Source organism: Mucilaginibacter sp. FW306-07-L, assembly GCF_058782065.1.
The window spans coordinates 752,228-770,007 of sequence record NZ_JBYSXI010000002.1 but is presented as its reverse complement, the minus strand read 5'-3'; the positions used below and the strand labels follow the sequence as shown (position 1 = coordinate 770,007).

Annotated in this window: 18 protein-coding genes; 9 read left to right on the top strand and 9 right to left on the bottom strand. The window is 45.3% G+C overall.

The annotated features are described in order from the left end of the window. Positions 1 to 34: 34 nt before the first annotated feature. The 3 genes from AC3WJC_RS13605 to AC3WJC_RS13595 form a co-directional block, all read right to left on the bottom strand. Complete coding sequence (locus AC3WJC_RS13605) at positions 35 to 430, bottom strand: HYC_CC_PP family protein (protein ID WP_492399657.1); 396 nt, start codon at positions 428 to 430, stop codon at positions 35 to 37. 91 nt (positions 431 to 521) lie between these two features. After that, positions 522 to 1,595 (bottom strand): peptide chain release factor 1, encoded by a 1,074-nt coding sequence (gene prfA / locus AC3WJC_RS13600; RefSeq protein ID WP_492399656.1) that lies wholly within the window; start codon positions 1,593 to 1,595, stop codon positions 522 to 524. Positions 1,596 to 1,689: 94 nt separating this feature from the next. Further along, complete coding sequence (locus tag AC3WJC_RS13595; RefSeq protein WP_492399655.1) at positions 1,690 to 2,484, bottom strand: UDP-2,3-diacylglucosamine diphosphatase; 795 nt, start codon at positions 2,482 to 2,484, stop codon at positions 1,690 to 1,692. Positions 2,485 to 2,610: 126 nt separating this feature from the next. On the opposite strand from AC3WJC_RS13595, the gene AC3WJC_RS13590 reads away from it, so the two are divergent. The 6 genes from AC3WJC_RS13590 (at position 2,611) to AC3WJC_RS13565 (ending at position 7,781) form a co-directional block, all read left to right on the top strand. Further along, positions 2,611 to 3,495, top strand: coding sequence for an FAD:protein FMN transferase (locus AC3WJC_RS13590; RefSeq protein ID WP_492399654.1), 885 nt, complete (start codon positions 2,611 to 2,613; stop codon positions 3,493 to 3,495). A gap of 142 nt (positions 3,496 to 3,637) precedes the next feature. Then, positions 3,638 to 3,973 carry a hypothetical protein gene (locus AC3WJC_RS13585; protein ID WP_492399653.1) on the top strand — a complete coding sequence of 112 codons (336 nt, stop codon included), beginning with the start codon at positions 3,638 to 3,640 and terminating at the stop codon, positions 3,971 to 3,973. 15 nt (positions 3,974 to 3,988) lie between these two features. Further along, positions 3,989 to 4,864 (top strand): hypothetical protein, encoded by an 876-nt coding sequence (locus tag AC3WJC_RS13580; RefSeq protein WP_492399652.1) that lies wholly within the window; start codon positions 3,989 to 3,991, stop codon positions 4,862 to 4,864. Positions 4,865 to 4,870: 6 nt separating this feature from the next. Next, positions 4,871 to 5,554: a response regulator transcription factor gene (locus AC3WJC_RS13575; protein ID WP_492399651.1), complete on the top strand. Its 684-nt coding sequence runs from the start codon at positions 4,871 to 4,873 to the stop codon at positions 5,552 to 5,554. 11 nt (positions 5,555 to 5,565) lie between these two features. Further along, complete coding sequence (locus tag AC3WJC_RS13570; protein ID WP_492399650.1) at positions 5,566 to 6,894, top strand: sensor histidine kinase; 1,329 nt, start codon at positions 5,566 to 5,568, stop codon at positions 6,892 to 6,894. Positions 6,895 to 7,097: 203 nt separating this feature from the next. Beyond that, the gene (locus AC3WJC_RS13565; RefSeq protein WP_492399649.1) at positions 7,098 to 7,781 is read left to right on the top strand and encodes a YiaD family glycine zipper/OmpA-like lipoprotein; all 684 of its coding nucleotides are present in this window, start codon (positions 7,098 to 7,100) and stop codon (positions 7,779 to 7,781) included. Positions 7,782 to 7,845: 64 nt separating this feature from the next. On the opposite strand, the gene pdeM is transcribed toward AC3WJC_RS13565, so the two are convergent. The 3 genes from pdeM to AC3WJC_RS13550 form a co-directional block, all read right to left on the bottom strand. Then, on the bottom strand, positions 7,846 to 8,511 hold the full coding sequence (gene pdeM, locus AC3WJC_RS13560) for a ligase-associated DNA damage response endonuclease PdeM (RefSeq protein WP_492399648.1): 666 nt from the start codon (positions 8,509 to 8,511) through the stop codon (positions 7,846 to 7,848). 76 nt (positions 8,512 to 8,587) lie between these two features. Beyond that, positions 8,588 to 10,324 (bottom strand): thiamine pyrophosphate-dependent enzyme, encoded by a 1,737-nt coding sequence (locus AC3WJC_RS13555; RefSeq protein ID WP_492399647.1) that lies wholly within the window; start codon positions 10,322 to 10,324, stop codon positions 8,588 to 8,590. A gap of 230 nt (positions 10,325 to 10,554) precedes the next feature. Next, positions 10,555 to 12,390, bottom strand: coding sequence for a DNA polymerase III subunit gamma/tau (locus AC3WJC_RS13550; protein ID WP_492399646.1), 1,836 nt, complete (start codon positions 12,388 to 12,390; stop codon positions 10,555 to 10,557). 298 nt (positions 12,391 to 12,688) lie between these two features. On the opposite strand from AC3WJC_RS13550, the gene AC3WJC_RS13545 reads away from it, so the two are divergent. Genes AC3WJC_RS13545 through AC3WJC_RS13535 form a run of 3 tightly spaced genes read left to right on the top strand, consistent with a single transcriptional unit; the run spans position 12,689 to position 15,729 of the window. Continuing rightward, positions 12,689 to 14,923, top strand: coding sequence for a heavy metal translocating P-type ATPase (locus AC3WJC_RS13545; protein ID WP_492399645.1), 2,235 nt, complete (start codon positions 12,689 to 12,691; stop codon positions 14,921 to 14,923). A 20-nt stretch (positions 14,924 to 14,943) separates the two neighbouring features. Continuing rightward, the gene (locus AC3WJC_RS13540; RefSeq protein WP_492399644.1) at positions 14,944 to 15,156 is read left to right on the top strand and encodes a heavy-metal-associated domain-containing protein; all 213 of its coding nucleotides are present in this window, start codon (positions 14,944 to 14,946) and stop codon (positions 15,154 to 15,156) included. 6 nt (positions 15,157 to 15,162) lie between these two features. Beyond that, positions 15,163 to 15,729 (top strand): AraC family transcriptional regulator, encoded by a 567-nt coding sequence (locus AC3WJC_RS13535; protein ID WP_492399643.1) that lies wholly within the window; start codon positions 15,163 to 15,165, stop codon positions 15,727 to 15,729. On the opposite strand, the gene AC3WJC_RS13530 is transcribed toward AC3WJC_RS13535, so the two are convergent. From AC3WJC_RS13530 to AC3WJC_RS13520, 3 genes are all read right to left on the bottom strand, one after another. Then, complete coding sequence (locus tag AC3WJC_RS13530) at positions 15,722 to 16,318, bottom strand: DUF4202 domain-containing protein (protein WP_492399642.1); 597 nt, start codon at positions 16,316 to 16,318, stop codon at positions 15,722 to 15,724. The two genes, AC3WJC_RS13535 and AC3WJC_RS13530, sit on opposite strands and share 8 nt — an antisense overlap. A gap of 26 nt (positions 16,319 to 16,344) precedes the next feature. Then, entirely contained in the window at positions 16,345 to 16,926 is a 582-nt protein-coding gene (locus AC3WJC_RS13525) for a TetR/AcrR family transcriptional regulator (protein WP_492399641.1), read from the bottom strand. Positions 16,927 to 17,024: 98 nt separating this feature from the next. Further along, positions 17,025 to 17,774 (bottom strand): SDR family NAD(P)-dependent oxidoreductase, encoded by a 750-nt coding sequence (locus AC3WJC_RS13520; RefSeq protein ID WP_492399640.1) that lies wholly within the window; start codon positions 17,772 to 17,774, stop codon positions 17,025 to 17,027. Positions 17,775 to 17,780: the final 6 nt, after the last annotated feature.

Below are 17,780 nucleotides of genomic sequence, written 5' to 3'. Positions count from 1 at the left end.
GCACGTGCAATTGGTTTAAAAATTAATTTTTAAATCAGATACGAAAGTTGCAGTTGATGAGAAAGATGGAGTTTTTAGCCTTCGGCGCATCCGGCGGCGGGCCACGGTCAAAAATTTTCTCTAATAATGCCCTTTGTGCAGACAGGAAGAATTCCTCGAAAGGTAAGGCCGAAATATCAAATGAAAATACTTTGCTTAAAAGCGATTGCGGTTTTTCGGCCTGGTGAGCGTCTTTTACCTTAACAGTTACCTTTTTATCCTTGCAGCACTTCATTTTTGAAGCCGCTGTTTCGGTATGGCATTTTTTGGCAGGCTGCTCAATTTTTACGGATGCAACCGTTTTGCCGCAGTAATGAAAGTTCAGGGCAAAACCGGACACTGTAGCAAAGTACAGCAGCAGTAAAGTTATAACGCCTGATCTTTTAAACATAACACAAATCTATGTGCTTTTATAATGATATGCAAGTGTTTAACAATTTATAACACTTGCATACCAGAGAGTTAATATCTAATCGGATGGCTTACGCTACCGTTCCTTCTTTTAGTTTCTCGGCATTCTCGGCAAATTGCAGGGCTTCCATTATATCCTGTATGCCGCCGTTCATCACCTCGGGCAGGTTGTAAATGGTAAGGCCGATACGGTGCTCGGTTAAGCGGCCCTGTGGAAAGTTGTAGGTACGAACTTTGGCCGAACGGTCGCCGGTAGCCACCATGGTTTTACGTTTCTTAGAAGTTTCCTCCAGGTGCTTTTGCAGCTCCATTTCGTAAACACGTGAACGTAGTACCTGTAAAGCCTTGTCAAAGTTTTTTAACTGCGATTTTTGATCCTGGCACTGGGCCACCAAACCGGTAGGTAAGTGTGTTAACCTAACGGCTGAGTAGGTGGTGTTAACCGACTGCCCGCCCGGACCCGATGCGCAGAACAGATCCTTGCGGATATCGCTCATATTAAGTTCGATGTCAAACTCATCAACCTCGGGCAATACCACTACTGATGCTGCCGAGGTATGTACACGGCCCTGCGTTTCGGTATCCGGCACGCGTTGTACACGGTGCACGCCCGACTCAAATTTTAATGTTCCGTAAGCATCTTCGGCCAGTACGTTGAACACGATCTCCTTATAACCGCCTGATGTGCCTTCGGTATAATCAACCAGTTCGGTACGCCAGCCGCGTTTTTCGCAAAAGCGCATGTACATGCGGTAAAGATCGCCTGCAAAAAGCGAGGCTTCATCACCACCAGTACCGCCGCGTATCTCAATAATGGCGTTCTTTGTATCTTCAGGATCTTTCGGGATCAGCATCAAACGGATCTGCTCTTCCTTTTCCTCTTGTTGAACCAATAATAAATCAAGTTCTTCTTTGGCCATATCACGAAACTCCGCATCCTTTTCAGTAGCCAGAATTTCTTTATTGGTATCAATATTACTCATGATGTTGCGGTAGATGAAATACTCGTCAACAATCTTGTTCAAATCCTTGTATTCTTTATTAAGCTGGGCAAAACGCTTCATGTCAGCCATTGCATCGGGGCTGCTCAATTCACCTTCCACTGTTTTCCAGCGTTGGTGTATAGCTTCTAATTTATCTAACATAAATGTATTAGTCTGTTAGCATAACAAGTGCTATGCTAAAAAGTGCACAAAAGTACAGTTTTTTTGCCGTATTTTTTTCAGCGCAAGGTAAACGTTAAGGGCGAACCGTTGTATTTTCAAAATACGCCAGGCTGAGGTTTTCGCCATCAAAAACAGCGTACGAGTTGTAGTTGAACCACTCGCCGAGGTTGATATAGCGGCTGCCTTTGTTCAGTTGTACATCCATGGGCAGGTGGCGGTGCCCGAACAAAAAATAATCATAGTAAGTATGTTCAAGCATCTCATTACTAAAAGTTACCAGCCACTCATGCTCACCGGGTTTCAGGTCGGGTTGTTTCAGGTTGGTATCACGGCTATGCTGCGACCATGAGCCGGCAATGCCAATACCCAGGTTAGGGTGCAAGCGCGCAAACAGCCACTGGCATAATTTACTGCGGAATATCTTTTTTAATACCTTATAACTACTATCGCCGGGGCCGAGGCCATCGCCATGGTGCAGATAAAATTTTTTGCCGCCGCGCTCAATCTCCAGTTCATTACTGATGATGGTAGCGCCCAACTCTTCCGTAAAGTAACTGAACATCCACATATCATGGTTGCCTTTAAACAAGTATAGCTTTATACCGGCATCGGCCAGTTCGGCCAGCTTACCCAAAAAGCGGATGTAGCCTTTGGGCACAACGGTTTTGTACTCAAACCAAAACTCAAATACATCGCCCATTAAAAATATTTCGGCGGCATCATGCTTAATGCTGTCCAGCCAGCGGATGATGCGTGCCTCACGGTCGCGGCTGGGGCCGTAGCTGTCAGTACCTAAATGAAAATCAGAGGCGAAGTATAATTTATTGCGTATGGCCATGCTTTGGCAAAAGTAAACTATTGCAGGCATTTTTTTGAGGGGTACTTACTATAGTGCTCCAGGTTATTAATGGTAAAACTGACATTTCATTTTAATTTCATGTAGCGCCTTTACTTTAGCCTGCGTATTAGCATAAATAGTTTCACTTAAAACCGGATGAATATGCTGGCCGTAAAGAATTTAGTAAGTAAATCAACCATATACAGGCATTCAGCCATGCTGATGGGTACCCGCTTTGAGATCACCGTTGTTGGTGAAAATCCGGGCTGGGCTACAGAGCGTATTAATGATGCCATAGCAGAAATAAACCGGGTTGACAAGTTGTTGAGCACCTTTGGTGATGATAGCAATGTTAACCAGATAAACGGTAACGCGGGTATTGCACCTGTAAAAGTTAACGGGGAACTGTTCAAACTGATAGACCGCTCGTTACAGGTTGCTGAACTTACTTATGGTACTTTTGATATTACCTACAGCACCGCCCCAAAAACGGTTGCCGGTGTAAGTTATAAAGATGTTGTGCTTGACGCGACAACCCAAACCGTGTTTTTAAAGCACGAGGGCATGCGCATCAGCTTTGCCGCGAATGGTAAAGGTTACGCTGCCGACAGGGCTAAATTTGTTTTACAGATGAGCGGCGTTAGCAGCGGTGTTATTAACGCCGGTGGCGATATGGTAGCCTGGGGCACACAGCCCGGCAGCGAACCGTGGACAGTTGCCGCCGCTGATCCTGAACAGGCTGATAAACCCTACGCGCAACTCAACATCAGCAACCTGGCTTTAGCCACATCAGTTAATGTGGATGCGGTTAACAGCAAAAAAAATATTACAGCCATCAGCAATAACGGCTTTGAGGTTAGCGCCATAAAAAGCGTTACCATTTTAAGCCCGACCGCCGAGTTGGCTGATGCCATGGCTGCACCGGTAATCAGTATCGGCGTTAATGCCGGTTTGTATTTAATTAACAGGTTAAACCAGGTAGCCTGCATAATAGTTGACGACCATAACCGGGTTTATACCTCAAAAGATATCAGCATTTAAATAAGTATTTTTCAACCCAAACAATTTATATACAATTAAATTATTTAACCGCTATATTAATTATAGCGGTTTTATACTTTTTATACCCTGCTGTTAATTGTAATTGTGTGATATTGAAAATATTTTTACTTTCTTCCGTTAAATGATAAAGTGGTTTTACATAATGCTGTTGCTCCTGGCAGTGCCGCTATTATCATCTGCTGCAAAAAAAAGCAGGTACGCAGCATCCCGACCGCTTGGTTTTGAAGCCAAGGCTTCCCCGTTTTTTCAAACGCGAAAGGATACAATTATCAACAAGCAGTCAAAAAAACAACAAGAAGAGGACGAAAAGAATAAAATAAAGGAAATTGCACGGGCTAAGAAACAATACAAGCCCGAGAAAATAGGCGAGGATGACGATCAGGCTAAAAAGCGGAAGCAGCGCAGGCCTGAGGGTATGGAGCGTCCGCCGGAGATCATCAGGCGTAATGGCGGTTAATTATTAAAACGGTAAATGAAGTATTTAAGCATATTTATTTTTTCGTTTTTATATGTTGTGGCTGATGCGGCCGCAATGGAGCCACGCTATTTTTTAAATTCACCAAAAACCGCCGTGGCGGATAGCGATAGCGTGCAAGTGCGCAAACGTTCGGTATCGGTAGGTATAAATTACGGTAACGATGCCATATTTTTTGGCCGGGTAGGGCCGGTAAAATATCCGTATGTAGCTACGGATGTAGTTTATAATGATAAGTCGGGCTTTTTTCTGTATGGTTCAGCCTTAAAGGTTTTAGGGTACGATCCGTTGTTTGACGAGGTTGACCTGGGCGGAGGATATTACTTTAAATCAAAAAATAAAAAATACGCCGGTAACATCAGCTACACCCGCTTTATATTTAACAATGATGCCCGTATCATCAAGTCGGCATCATCCAATGATATCAATCTAAAAAACTCTTACGACTGGAAGATCCTGAAATCAAGCGTTACGGCTGATTTCCTGTTTGGTAAATCGAACGATTTTTTCCTGACGATCAGCCAATCCAAGTATATCGAACCTAACTGGAGCATATTTACCGATAATGATTACCTCACGTTTAACCCGTCAGTAAACGTAATACTGGGTACGCAAAACTTTGTAAACCGCTATTCTGAGGACAGGTTTTACCTGCATAACCGCGATAAGATATTCAGCTCGGCCATGCTCACCCGTAACAACGGGCGCTTTACGGTATTAAATTATTACCTTAAAGTACCCATAGCCTACAACACACCACATTATACCCTTGAAGCGGCGTACCGTTACTCTATCCCTGTAAATGTTGAAAACGCGTTACAGAACAGGCACGCATCTTTTTTTAATTTGACGTTTTATTACCTGTTTTATTAAAAACCGATGAATGTATTGATAATTGAGGATGAACGCTCGCTGGCCAGGGAAGTAGATATATTTTTGACCAACAATAATTACGTTTGCGAAGTAGCCTACAACGGGCGTTCAGCATCTGAAAAAATATCGGTTAACCTGTACGATTTTATTTTGATAGACCTGGGTTTGCCTGACTATGAGGGGCTGGACCTGCTTAAAGAGGCCAAAACCAATAATCCGGATGCCGCCTGCATTATCCTAACCGCGCGTGCCGAGGTGAACGACCGTATAACCGGCCTTGATTTGGGTGCTGACGATTATGTGCCCAAGCCATTTTCGTTGCTGGAATTGCAAAGCCGTATGCAGGCTATTACCCGCCGCAAGTTCGGCCTCAAGCAAAACACGGTAACACTCGGCGATTTTTTAATTAACCTGACTGAGCGTATCATCAGCCACGAGGGTAATGTGGTAAGTACCATCACCAAAAAGGAGTTTGACCTGATTGCCTACATGCTGCTGCATAAAAACCGCACGCTTACCCGTACACAGCTAAGCGAACATATCTGGGGCAGTATAGTTAATGATGATTATGACTCGAACTATATTGACGCGCACATCAAAAATATACGCAAAAAGCTAAATGCCTTTGCACCGCCCAACTGGTTAGAAACCGTTAGGGGGCTTGGCTATAAAATTGTGGTTAACAATTAAACAGTAAATATTTGAAGCTTAATACCAAACTCACCCTGTTCAATACCATTTCAAAATTGGTTATTGTGGTGCTTTTTGTGTTATTGCTGCCCCTGCTCATCACTAAAATAAATCTTAACTATACCGATAGCAAGCTGATTGAGCAAAAGGAAAAGGTGCTGCAAATTGTTAAAACCCTCGGCATTGGCAATTACATAACCGAAGGTGAAAGTTATGGCAGTTATACCCTTTTAAAGGAGGAGTACATCAGCCTGGATGAGGTTGACCCGCGCGAATATCTGGATACCATTATGAATGAACGGCGTATTGTTGAAGGTGATACCATTCAATACCGCATACTAAGCCATACGTTTAAGGTTAATAAAAAAAACTACCTGCTGGAGGTAGGCAAAAGCGTATCAACGCTTGATGATATTAGCGGCCCGCTGCAAAATATAGCCTTCCAGGTGCTGGTGGGCATGATATTACTTACCATTCTGGCCGATCAGGTTTACTCCAATTATGTGCTGCGCCCGCTACGGCAGATCATCAAAATAAGGCTTAATACCAACCGCTTTCCATATACGGCCACCTATCGCAAGGTGCGCACCACCACGGCTGATTTTCAGTATCTCGACATCAGCATACAGCGTATGATGGAAACCATAACCGATAAATTTCAAAAAGAGCGCGAGTTTATCTCTAATGCTTCGCACGAGCTAATGACCCCGATATCGATCCTGCAAACAAAAATCGAGAACATGTTTGTGGAAGAAGATATCGCGGATGACCTGAAGGTACGCCTGCTGGAAATGCAGCGCATCCTCAACCGGTTAAAAAGCATCACTAAAACGCTGCTGCTGATATCGCAAATTGAGAACGAACAATTCATCAAAGAGGATGAGGTGAACCTGAACGACATGCTGCATGATGTGCACGATGAAATATCTATCCGCCTGGAGCAAAAGGAGATCACCTGTACTATTGATGTGCCTGCCGATGTGGTGCTGCACAAGGTAAACAAATTTTTGCTGTTCAACCTGTTGTTCAACCTCATAAACAACGCTATAAAATACAACCACGAGGGCGGCTGTATAAATATTACCGTACAAAAAAATATTAATAACCTGATATTAAATATTGCCGATACCGGCATAGGCATAGCCGAAGATGAATTGCCCTTTATATTTAACCGGTTTAAAAAATTAAAGCGCTCATTACAGCAGGATAGCTTTGGCCTGGGCTTGCCCATCGTAAAATCAATTGCTGATTTTCACCGGATACAAATCGAGATTAAATCCGAAAAGGATAAAGGAAGTGTTTTTAGTCTGATCATTCCGGAAGCTATACTGAAAAGTTGATTGCCTGTCAGGTTGTACTAAAAAGTGTGCATTGATGTAACTATGGCATTATTTGCTTTAGTAGATTAGGCTTTTCTTTTCCTAAATATTAAATAATTATTGTTGTGGTATTGATTCAGCGGTAATAAACGCAATAAATATTATTAAACCTTTTTGGCACTGCCTTTGTCATAACTGCATAACCAAGATCATACATACGAAAAATGAAAACGTTAAAATTAAGAATAGCTAAGTTGAGTATTGCTGTAGCTACTGTAGGTATCATAGCATCGGGTTGCGACTCGTTGACAAAAACTCAAAAAGGTGCCGCCATCGGTGCCGGTGCCGGTGGTACTATAGGTGCTTTTATAGGTAAGGCTGCAGGTAACACCGCTTTAGGCGCTGTAATTGGTGGTGCCGTTGGTGGTACTGCTGGTGCATTTATCGGCCGTAAAATGGACCGCCAGGCAGCGGAGATCAAACAAACTGTACCGGGAGCAACCGTAACCCGCGAGGGCGAAGGTATCATTGTTAAGTTTGATTCAGGTATATTGTTTGATGTGGATAAAACCGATTTGAAATCAGCCGCGCGTACTAACCTTGAAAATCTGGCTACATCATTAAAAAATAATCCGCAAACCAATATATCAATCATTGGCCATACCGATAGTACAGGTACAGCAAGCTATAACCAAACATTATCTGAACGCCGTGCCGCGTCAGTAAAAACCTATTTGGTTGATAATGGCGTTACCGGCTCACGTTTAAGCACTACCGGTAAAGGTAAAAACGAGCCTATAGCATCAAACTCAACTGCTGACGGCCGTGCGCAAAACCGCCGTGTAGAGATTGTAATTGTGGCGAATGATGCCATGAAACAAGATGCGAAGCAACAAGCAAGCAACTAAGCTATAAATTAAAAAGATTAGTAAATAGATTGAACCCCTGCCGAATAAAGCAGGGGTTTTTGTTTTACGCTATCGCGATAACCTTATCTTTTAATACACCAAATATCCTATCTGTTTTTTGGTTGCGGATGGCTACTTTGCCGGTAAATCTGCCGAAAGAGGGTAATATGCCTTGCTTGGCACCAAAGGCAAAGCAAGGCAGGGTGATATGCTGCCTGCCTTTCCCGGTTAATGATACACCGGGATGAATGTGCCCGCAAAAAGCGTAAGCCGTGGCGTGTTCCAGTTGTTTAGCGGTAAGCGGGTGGTGCAGCATCAGGAAAGGGCCAACCTGCAATTCATCATACATGGCTACATTTAGCTCGGTATAATGCCTGTCATGAATAATATCGTGGTTGCCTCTAATCAGTATAATTTCAATTTTAGCATGGCGGCGGCGCCATAGCGTGAACCAGCCCCAGTCGGCATTCATATCGCTGTGGAACAGGTCGCCTAAAAAAAGGATCTTTTCCGGCCGGTATTCATCAATCAGGTCTGATAGTATAGCCAGGTCATCCTGCTCCATATCCCTCGGAACAGCAATACCCGCCTTCCGGAAGTGGCCCACCTTGCCTAAATGAACATCGGCAGCTATTAAAGTTTTTTGCTGTTGCCAGTAGATGGCGCGTTCCGGTAGTAATATTAAATCTTCGCCTAACAGGTTAAAAGGCAATCCCGCACAAATCATCATAGAGGTACAAAGATAAGCAAATACCTAAATGCGAAAAGCCGGACTGATGCCCGGCTCCTCAATAACAGAATTATCTTTACAGAATATCCTTAATGTGTTTGTAGTTTGCCTTCACAGTATCTAATACCTCGTCCATATTGCCGTTAAGTATCAGCTTGCTCATGGAAAGCGCCATGCCTTTAACCTGTTTAAACTCAATTTTTGGCGGCATGGCCAACGCGTTAGGGTCTGTCATGATGTTTACCAGTGCCGGGCCATCATGGGCAAAGGCCGCTTGTATCGCCGCTTTTACACCTGTCGGCTCGTTAACCGTGAAGCCCTTCATGCCCATGGCTTGCGCTACGAGCATAAAATCAGGGTTATGCATATCCGTTTGCCAGTCGGGCAGGCCGGCTACTTCCATTTCCAGCTTAACCATCCCTAACGACCGGTTATTAAAGACGATGATCTTTACCGGTAGTTTATATTGGGTGATAGTCGCCAGATCACCCAATAACATAGACAGGCCACCATCACCGCAAAAGGCAACCACCTGCCTGCCCGGAAAAGCCAGCGACGCGCCGATGGCCTGCGGCATGGCATTAGCCATGGAGCCATGATTGAACGAGCCCAGCATTTTACGCTTACCCGTAGCATTAATATACCGCGCACCCCACACGCACGACATGCCGGTATCTACCGTAAAAATGGTATCATCATCAGCCAGTTCATCAATACAGTGCGATACATATTCCGGGTGAATCTTGTCTGTATCGCCGGTATCTTCCACATAGGTGTGCATCTTTTTTTTCACCTCGGCATAAAACTCCAGTTGTTCACGCAGAAATTTATCGTCGGTACTTTGGTTAACCAGCGGGAGCAAGGCTTGCAGGGTATCTTTTACTGAGCCGCACAGGCCAATATCCACATTGGCGCGGCGGCCAATACGCTCTGGCTTGGTATCTACCTGTACAATAGTGCAGTCAGTGGGTATAAAGTTAGCGTAAGGGAAATCAGTGCCCAACAACAGGATCAGATCCGAATGGTGCATACTTTGATAGGCTGATGGCAAGCCCAGTAAGCCGGTCATGCCTACCTCGTTCGGGTTATGGTGCTGTATATCCATCTTGGCGCGGAAGGAGTAGGCTACCGTAGCATGTAATCTTTGTGAAAGCGCAACCACTTCATCATGCGCGTCGGCAGCGCCTATACCGCAAAATATAGTAATCTTTTTGTGCTGACCAAGAACGGATGCCAGGTTGCTCAGATCAGCATCCGACGGTTTGATGACCGGCACAGGGTTAAAGTTTTGTGTAGCCGTGGTTATTTCTTCGGCATCCATCCCGGTAATATCACCGGGTAAACCTACAACGGCAACCCCCTTTTTATGCAGGGCCGCCTGTATGGCGCTTTGTACCATGCGGGGCAATTGCTTAGGCGTGGTGGCTATCTGGTTGTAATGGCTGCAATCGGCAAATAGTTTCAGGGTATTGGTTTCCTGGAAATACTCGGTACCAAACTCGGTAGTGGCAATGGTTGAAGCGATGGCGATAACCGGCGCGCCAGAGCGGTGCGCGTCATACAAGCCATTGATCAGGTGTACGTGCCCCGGCCCGCTGCTGCCCGCGCAACAGGCAATACCCGTCAGTTCCGCTTCGGCCGCGGCGGCGTAAGCGCCTGCTTCCTCATGGCGCACATGTACCCACTGTATCTTGCCTGATCGCCTAACGGAATCGTTCACCTCGTTCAAACTATCGCCTGTAACGGCGTATATGCGTTTTATGCCCGCATTTATCAGCATTTCAACCAATTGGTCAGCTACTGTTTTTGCCATAGTTGTAATTGTTAATGTTTAAACACTTACATAGCAACCAACAGGCTGTGTATGAGTTTTAAAAAAGTGTGAATAACCCGCTTTATCTATTTAAAGGAGAAGTGTTCAAAATGATTTTGATTATTTAATAATCAAGGGAAAAAATAGATCAACGATTTTTACACTTCCCGGCCTCGATAATAATAAGCAATTAATCTTTTGGGAGAGAATTTAAGAGTGGTTGATAAAGGCTAATCTATCTCCAGGTTTAATTTATTCTTCAGATCAACCAGTTGCGGATTTTTGGCGGCCATGTATTGAAAAATTTCTTTAGCGCCGTAAGGCTTTCTGTTTGCCTGTACCTCATCAATACGGGTAATAATATCCAGATCGAAATTTTTGAGGTTACTGCGCAGGTAGTTTAGCAAAAAGGGTTTTTCATCTCGTATCGATGCTTCCTGAACTTTGGTTTCTATCACTACCTCATACAGCACCGGGTTCATCATTACCGGTTTGCCGGTAAAAATGGTTGCCAGTATTTTTTTGCCTTCAGTTTTTATGCGTTCACCGTACAAATTCCAGTAATGCATAAACTGATCGGGCGTAAAAGGTTCTTTATCCTCACCTTTAAGGTAAGGGTCTTCCTCTTCTACGGCAATGTCATCAAGCGCGCTTAAATTAGTAAGCGAGGGTATTTTTATAGAGGTAGATGGCGAATGCAGGTTAGGTATAAATACCTTGGGCTTATCTATGGGCGCCGCAGGGCTGGCCTGTACCGGAACGTTTGGCTGTACAGGTGCCGGGATCGGTGCCGAAACAGGAACGGCAACAGGTGGTGTATTTTTAGCGGTATGGTAACTTACCGGGTTTTCGCTAACTACAGGTACCGTGTTAACCTCAACAGGTTTAGCTGCCGCCGGGGCGCTTATTGTTGAGGTATCAGGTTTTTTTTTTACCTCCCCCTCGGGCAGTGACGTGTTGGCAGCGCTGAATAGGGCAGGCAAATGGCACATCTTTAATAAAGCGAGTTCAACCTGCAGGCGCTGGTTTTTGCTCAGCTTATAGTTCAGATCGCACTGGTTGGCAATGTTTAATGCCGATAGCAGGAAAGATACCGGGGCCGCCTGAGATTGCTGCAAATAACGGTTGCGAATGTTCTCACTCACCTCCAGCAGTTTTAAGGTTGATGTATCCTTACCTACCAGCAGGTTACGAAAATGCTCAGATAAGCCTGATATAAAATGCGCGCCATCAAAGCCTTTACTCAATATCTCATCAAACAACAATAATGTTTTGGCACTGTCTCCGGCTAATAAGCCATCGGTAACATTAAAATAGTAATCATAATCCAGTATGTTCAGGTTATTAATTACTGATGAATAAGTAACATTGGCTCCCGAAAAACTCACGATCTGATCGAACATGGAAAGCGCGTCGCGCAGGCCGCCATCAGCCTTTTGGGCGATGATGTGCAGGCCGTCGGGCTCATAGTTCACCCTTTCCTTTTGCGCTATTGATGCCAGGTGCGATGCCATATCCTCCACACGGATGCGGTTAAAATCAAATATTTGGCAACGCGATAGGATGGTAGGCAGTATCTTATGTTTCTCGGTAGTAGCTAATATAAAAATAGCATAGTTAGGTGGCTCCTCCAGTGTTTTCAGGAAGGCGTTGAATGCCGCCTGAGATAGCATGTGCACCTCATCAATAATGTATACTTTGTAACGGGCAGCCTGGGGCGGTATGCGTACCTGGTCTATCAGGCTGCGGATATCATCAACCGAGTTGTTTGATGCCGCGTCAAGCTCGTGGATGTTGAAGGAGTTGCCATTCATGAATGAGCGGCACGAATCGCAGGTGCCGCAAGCTTCGCCATTAGGCTGCAAATTTTGGCAATTAATGGTTTTTGCCAGTATACGTGCGCAAGTGGTTTTGCCCACACCGCGTGGCCCGCAAAACAAAAATGCCTGCGCCAGTTGGTTGTTCTTAATAGCGTTTTTGAGGGTGTTGGTTATATGTTGCTGGCCAACAACGGTTTCAAAAGTAGCCGGGCGGTATTTGCGTGCCGAAACAATAAAATTCTCCACAGGTATAAAGGTAGCTAAAAACTTTGGTAACGATAAACAGGTGTTGGTAAATTAGGCATATCATGATTTTTTGTTATTCTGTACAAAAAAATATTTTTCGCCGGTCGTCAGATTTTTTTGGATATAGAAAGTGACAACCAGCAAAGATTAAAAAGCACATCCTGATGCTCTTAGCGCATCACTTGAATTTATTATCCTCTATAAAACAATCATAGAATTCTATAAATCTTTTACATAATGATGTAAGAAATGAGCGCCTTACTCTAAGTAAATTTGTCGTATAAATTAAAGGAGTATTATGGCGGCACACAGTTTAAAAACAGAAACTTTCCCGGTAACGGGCATGAGCTGTGCGGCCTGTGCAGGCAGTGTTGAAAGCATGGTAGGCGCGCAGCAAGGGGTTAAGGAAGCCGCCGTGAACTATGCCGCCCAAACCCTCAAGGTTACTTATAACGATGCCGAGGTAATCCCTGACGCCATGCAAAAGGCCGTTCAATCCATCGGGTACGACCTGATAGTTGATACCGAGAACGCTGCCGAAAAGCAGGCCGAAGCACAGCAGGATCATTATAAAAAGCTGAAGAATAATTTTATTTACGCGGCTATACTAACGCTGCCTGTGGTGATCATCGGTATGTTTTTGATGGATATGCCGTATGCTAATTACATTATGCTGGCACTAAGCGCGCCGGTATTGTTTGTGGCAGGCCGCGGATTTTTTGCGAACGCGTTTAAGCAGGCATCACACGGCAAGGCTAATATGGATACGCTGGTGGCCATGAGCACCGGCATCGCTTTCCTGTTCAGCCTGTTCAATACTTTTTATCCTGAGTTTTGGCACAGGCAGGGTTTGCATCCGCATGTGTATTATGAGGCGGCTTCGGTGGTTATCGTGTTTATTATGCTGGGTAAGCTGCTGGAAGAGAAAGCCAAATCGAATACCTCATCAGCCATAAAAAAACTGATGGGTTTGCAACCCAATACGGTTTTAGTGTTAAAGAATGGAGCAGAGGTAGTAAAGCCGCTTGCAGAAGTAAATGTTGGCGACATCATCATGGTTAAACCCGGCGAAAAGGTAGCGGTGGATGGTACGGTGACCAATGGCAATTCTTTTGTTGATGAAAGCATGATCAGCGGGGAGCCGGTGCCGGTTGAAAAGCAAACGGGTGATAAAGTACTGGCCGGTACCATCAACCAAAAAGGCAGCTTCCGTTTCCGGGCCGAAAAGGTTGGTGCCGATACCATGCTGGCGCACATCATCAAAATGGTGCAGGATGCCCAGGGCTCAAAAGCGCCCGTACAAAAACTGGTTGATAAAATCGCGGGCATATTTGTGCCCGTGGTAATTGGCATTGCCTTGTTAAGCTTTGCCGTTTGGTTGATAGTGGGCGGTCAGCACGCCTTAACGCATGGCTTAATGGCCCTGGTTACCGTGCTGGTTATTGCCTGCCCCTGCGCGTTGGGTTTAGCCACGCCAACCGCCATTATGGTAGGCGTGGGCAAAGGTGCGGAAGAAGGTATACTGATAAAAGATGCCGAGGCGCTTGAACTCGGCCACAAAGTAAACGCCATTGTATTTGACAAAACAGGAACCCTCACCGTAGGCAAACCCGAGGTGAGCGAGTTGTTATGGAGCGATGCAGTTTCGGATAATATCTCAATCTTTAAAAGCATCTTTCTCAGTTTAGAGAAGCAATCTGAACATCCCTTAGCGTGGGCTATTGTGGCGTTTGATGACTTGAAAGATGCTTCAACTGTTAAGCTTGACGCATTTGAGAGCATAACGGGTCGTGGCGTAAAGGCTGCGTATAACGGCATAACTTATTATGCAGGCAGCCATAAACTGATAACCGAAAAACAGATCAGTATCCCGGCTGACCTGGGCGGGGCTATAACCCGTTTTAAAGATGAAGCAAAAACCGTTATCTACTTTACTGATGATAAACAGGTGCTGGCCATTGCAGCTATCAGCGATGCTATAAAGGACGGATCGGCTGATGCGGTTCGGCAACTAACTCGTCAGGGCATTGAGGTATACATGCTTACCGGCGATAACCAGCAAGCCGCCGCCGCCATTGCGCGGCAGGCGGGTATAAAACATTACCAGGCTGATGTATTGCCATCAGACAAAGCCGGTTTTATAAAGCAATTGCAGCAGCAGGGTAAAATAGTGGCCATGGCCGGCGATGGAATTAACGATAGCCAGGCGCTGGCGCAGGCTGATGTAAGCATAGCCATGGGTAAGGGCACCGATATTGCCATGGATGTAGCTAAAATAACCCTGGTATCGTCTGATCTTAGGCAGGTGCCAAAGGCTCTGAGATTATCACGCTTAACGGTGAAAGCCATACGGCAAAACCTGTTTTGGGCGTTTATTTATAACCTGATCGGCATACCAATAGCGGCGGGCATACTATACCCGGTTAACGGCTTTTTACTTAACCCGATGATAGCCGGGGCCGCCATGGCTTTAAGTTCGGTGTCGGTAGTAAGCAATAGTCTGCGGTTAAAATTTTCAAAACTCTATATTTAAATTTGTTATTATCAGAATATATGGAAACGCTAAAATTCAAAACCAATATAAAATGTGGTGGCTGCATAGTCGCTGTAACCCCTGCGTTAAACAGCCTTAAAGGTGTTAAAGACTGGCAGGTAGATGTAGCTACACCCGAAAAGGTGCTAACTATTAACAGCGACGATGCACTATCGGAGCAAGCCATAATAGCCGCCCTTAAAGAAAAAGGCTACCAGGCCGAAAGTATTTAATTAAGCATGGTGCTGCACATCAAAAATATGGTTTGTGATCGCTGCATCCTTGTGGTGCGGCAGCAACTGGAAAGCCTGGGCTTTGCAGTTGCTGGTATTGACCTGGGCAGCGCTACCGTACAGCCCGAACCTGATGCCACTGCGCTTACCGCTATCGCATCCGCGTTAAAAGTATTGGGTTTTGAGCTGATAGATAACGAGAAGGACAAACTGGTTGAGCGCATCAAAAACCTGATCATTGAAAAGGTGCACCATAGCGATTTGGCCGAGCAACAGGTGAATTTTTCGGCTTACCTGGCCGATCATCTGCATAAGGATTACGGACAACTTAGCCGCCAGTTTTCTGACAGTGAAGATACCACCATCGAGAAATTCATCATCCAGCAAAAAATCGAAAAGGTAAAGGAATTGCTGGAGTACGGCGAACTCAACCTCAATGAGATTGCCTGGAAAATGGGTTACAGCAGCAGCGCACACCTTTCCGCGCAGTTTAAAGCGGTTACGGGTTTAACGCCAAGCCAGTTTAAAAGTAATGGCAAGGGGAGGCGCAAGGCGTTAGATAAACTTATTTAGCCATACGGGTTAGTGCCTGCTGGATCAGCTCCAGGCCACCATCAGAGTAAGGCAGTTGCAGGGCAAAGGTATGCCCGTGCGCATCCATCTTTAAAAGAGATTTGTACAGGATGTTCACCATCTTATCCGGGTCGCCCTCGTATTTTTTACGGAAATCTTCATACTGATATTCCAGGAAAACCAGGCAGAGCGCGTTCTCCATCGTTTGTACATCCGCATCAACCTTAATACGTTTTTTCAGGATGATCTCGCTTACACGGGCAATTTGTTCATCGCTGTAACCGGCCTGCTGCATTAGCCGGGCGGTAACGGTAGCATGATGCTGGGCAAGGTCTTTACGCCATTTCAGGTATGGCTCACGCCCTTCGGGATAGCTTTCTCGCGGCATCTCCCAGCGGCCAATGTGCTGGCTGCGCGATGCCAAAAGCAGTTTCTCAGCGGCATCAGGTTGTAGTTTTAAAACCCAGTCATACAATCGCAAAGCATAGGCATACTCAACCGGATAGGTAGTGCCGTCCCACTCCAGTGTGCGCGGGTCGTGCATGTTATATTCGTCAAATAACCGGAATGCTTCTTGCAACTTGCTCATAGCGCAAATTAACATTTTAAGCCTAATCAATCCAATACGGAGAGGGTGGTATTGATAATATCGTCAAAAAAGGCCTTGTCGGTGCTTGATTTTGCCAGCACCTGTATGCCTTTAACGGCGTTGTATAAAAAGCGGGCCAGTGCCCTTGCATCCTGTTTACTGGTGATCTCGCCGCGTTCCTGCCCTTTTTTTATGGCGATGTAAAAGCTCTCCTCGGTGCGCTGCTCGGTTTTGCAAACAATGTCGCGTACCTCGGTATCATGCGGGGCAACCTCTACCTCGGCATTTACCATAAAGCAGCCTTTCTGCTGGTCGTCACTTAAAAGCGCGGTGGCGGTGTATTCCAGCATCTGGCGAATGGCCTGCCGGGCAGGTACGGAGCTGTTGGCCAAATCGCACATATGGTTGCTGCCTGAGTTTTGGTAATATTCAAGTGCTTTTATGTACAGCGTGTGTTTATCGCCATAAGTATCATACAGGCTTGAACGGCTTATACCCAGCGCATCTATTAAATCCTGCATGGATGTAGCATTGTACCCCTTATGCCAGAATGTGCATACGGCTTTTTTTAAAACCTCTTCTTCATCAAAATCTTTACTACGTGCCATAACCGAAAAAGCTTTGCCCTTTAGTGGGCAAAGCTAATTTATTTTATATTAAATGTTTAACAGCCGTTTATATTAACCTGTTTTACGGCTGCCGATAATTAACGTACGCCGCCGCTTACGATCAATATTTCGCCGGTTAACCAGCGTGAATCATCTGACGCCAGGAATACGGCAACCGGAGCAATATCATCCGGCTGACCGATACGGCCGAGCGGTGTGGTTTTTGTAACTTCGTGATGCATATCGCTACCGATCAAACCTGCAGTATGCGTGCCTTCGGTTTCAACCATACCCGGGTTAATGGAGTTAACGCGGATGTTTTTAGGGCCAAGCTCTTTTGAAAGTACCTTGGTAATCGCTTCAACAGCGCTTTTGGTAGCGGTATAAATTACACTGCCCGGCATGTTCAGGTTGGTAATGGTTGAGCCGATGTTAATAATGCTGCCACCATTTTCACCGAAGCTTTTAACCGCGGCCTGGCTGGCTTGCAATAAGCCCAATACGTTGATGTTGAACTGGCGGTGATACTCATTCGCATCAAAATCTTCAATCGAACCAAAGTTGTATACACCGGCATTGTTTACTAATATATCAACCTGGCCAAAAGCTTGTTTGGTTTCCGCAAACAGGCGTTCAACATCAGCAGGTTTAGCTACATCGCCCTGTACGGCGATGGCTTTGCCGCCAAGGCTTTCTATTTCGGCAACAACCTTATCGGCACCTTCTTTTGATGATGAATAGTTTACTACTACGGCGGCACCTGCTGCTGCCAGATCTTTAGCTATACCGGCACCTATACCTTTTGATGCTCCGGTTACTATCGCTACTTTGTTTTCTAATTTTTTCATTGTGAT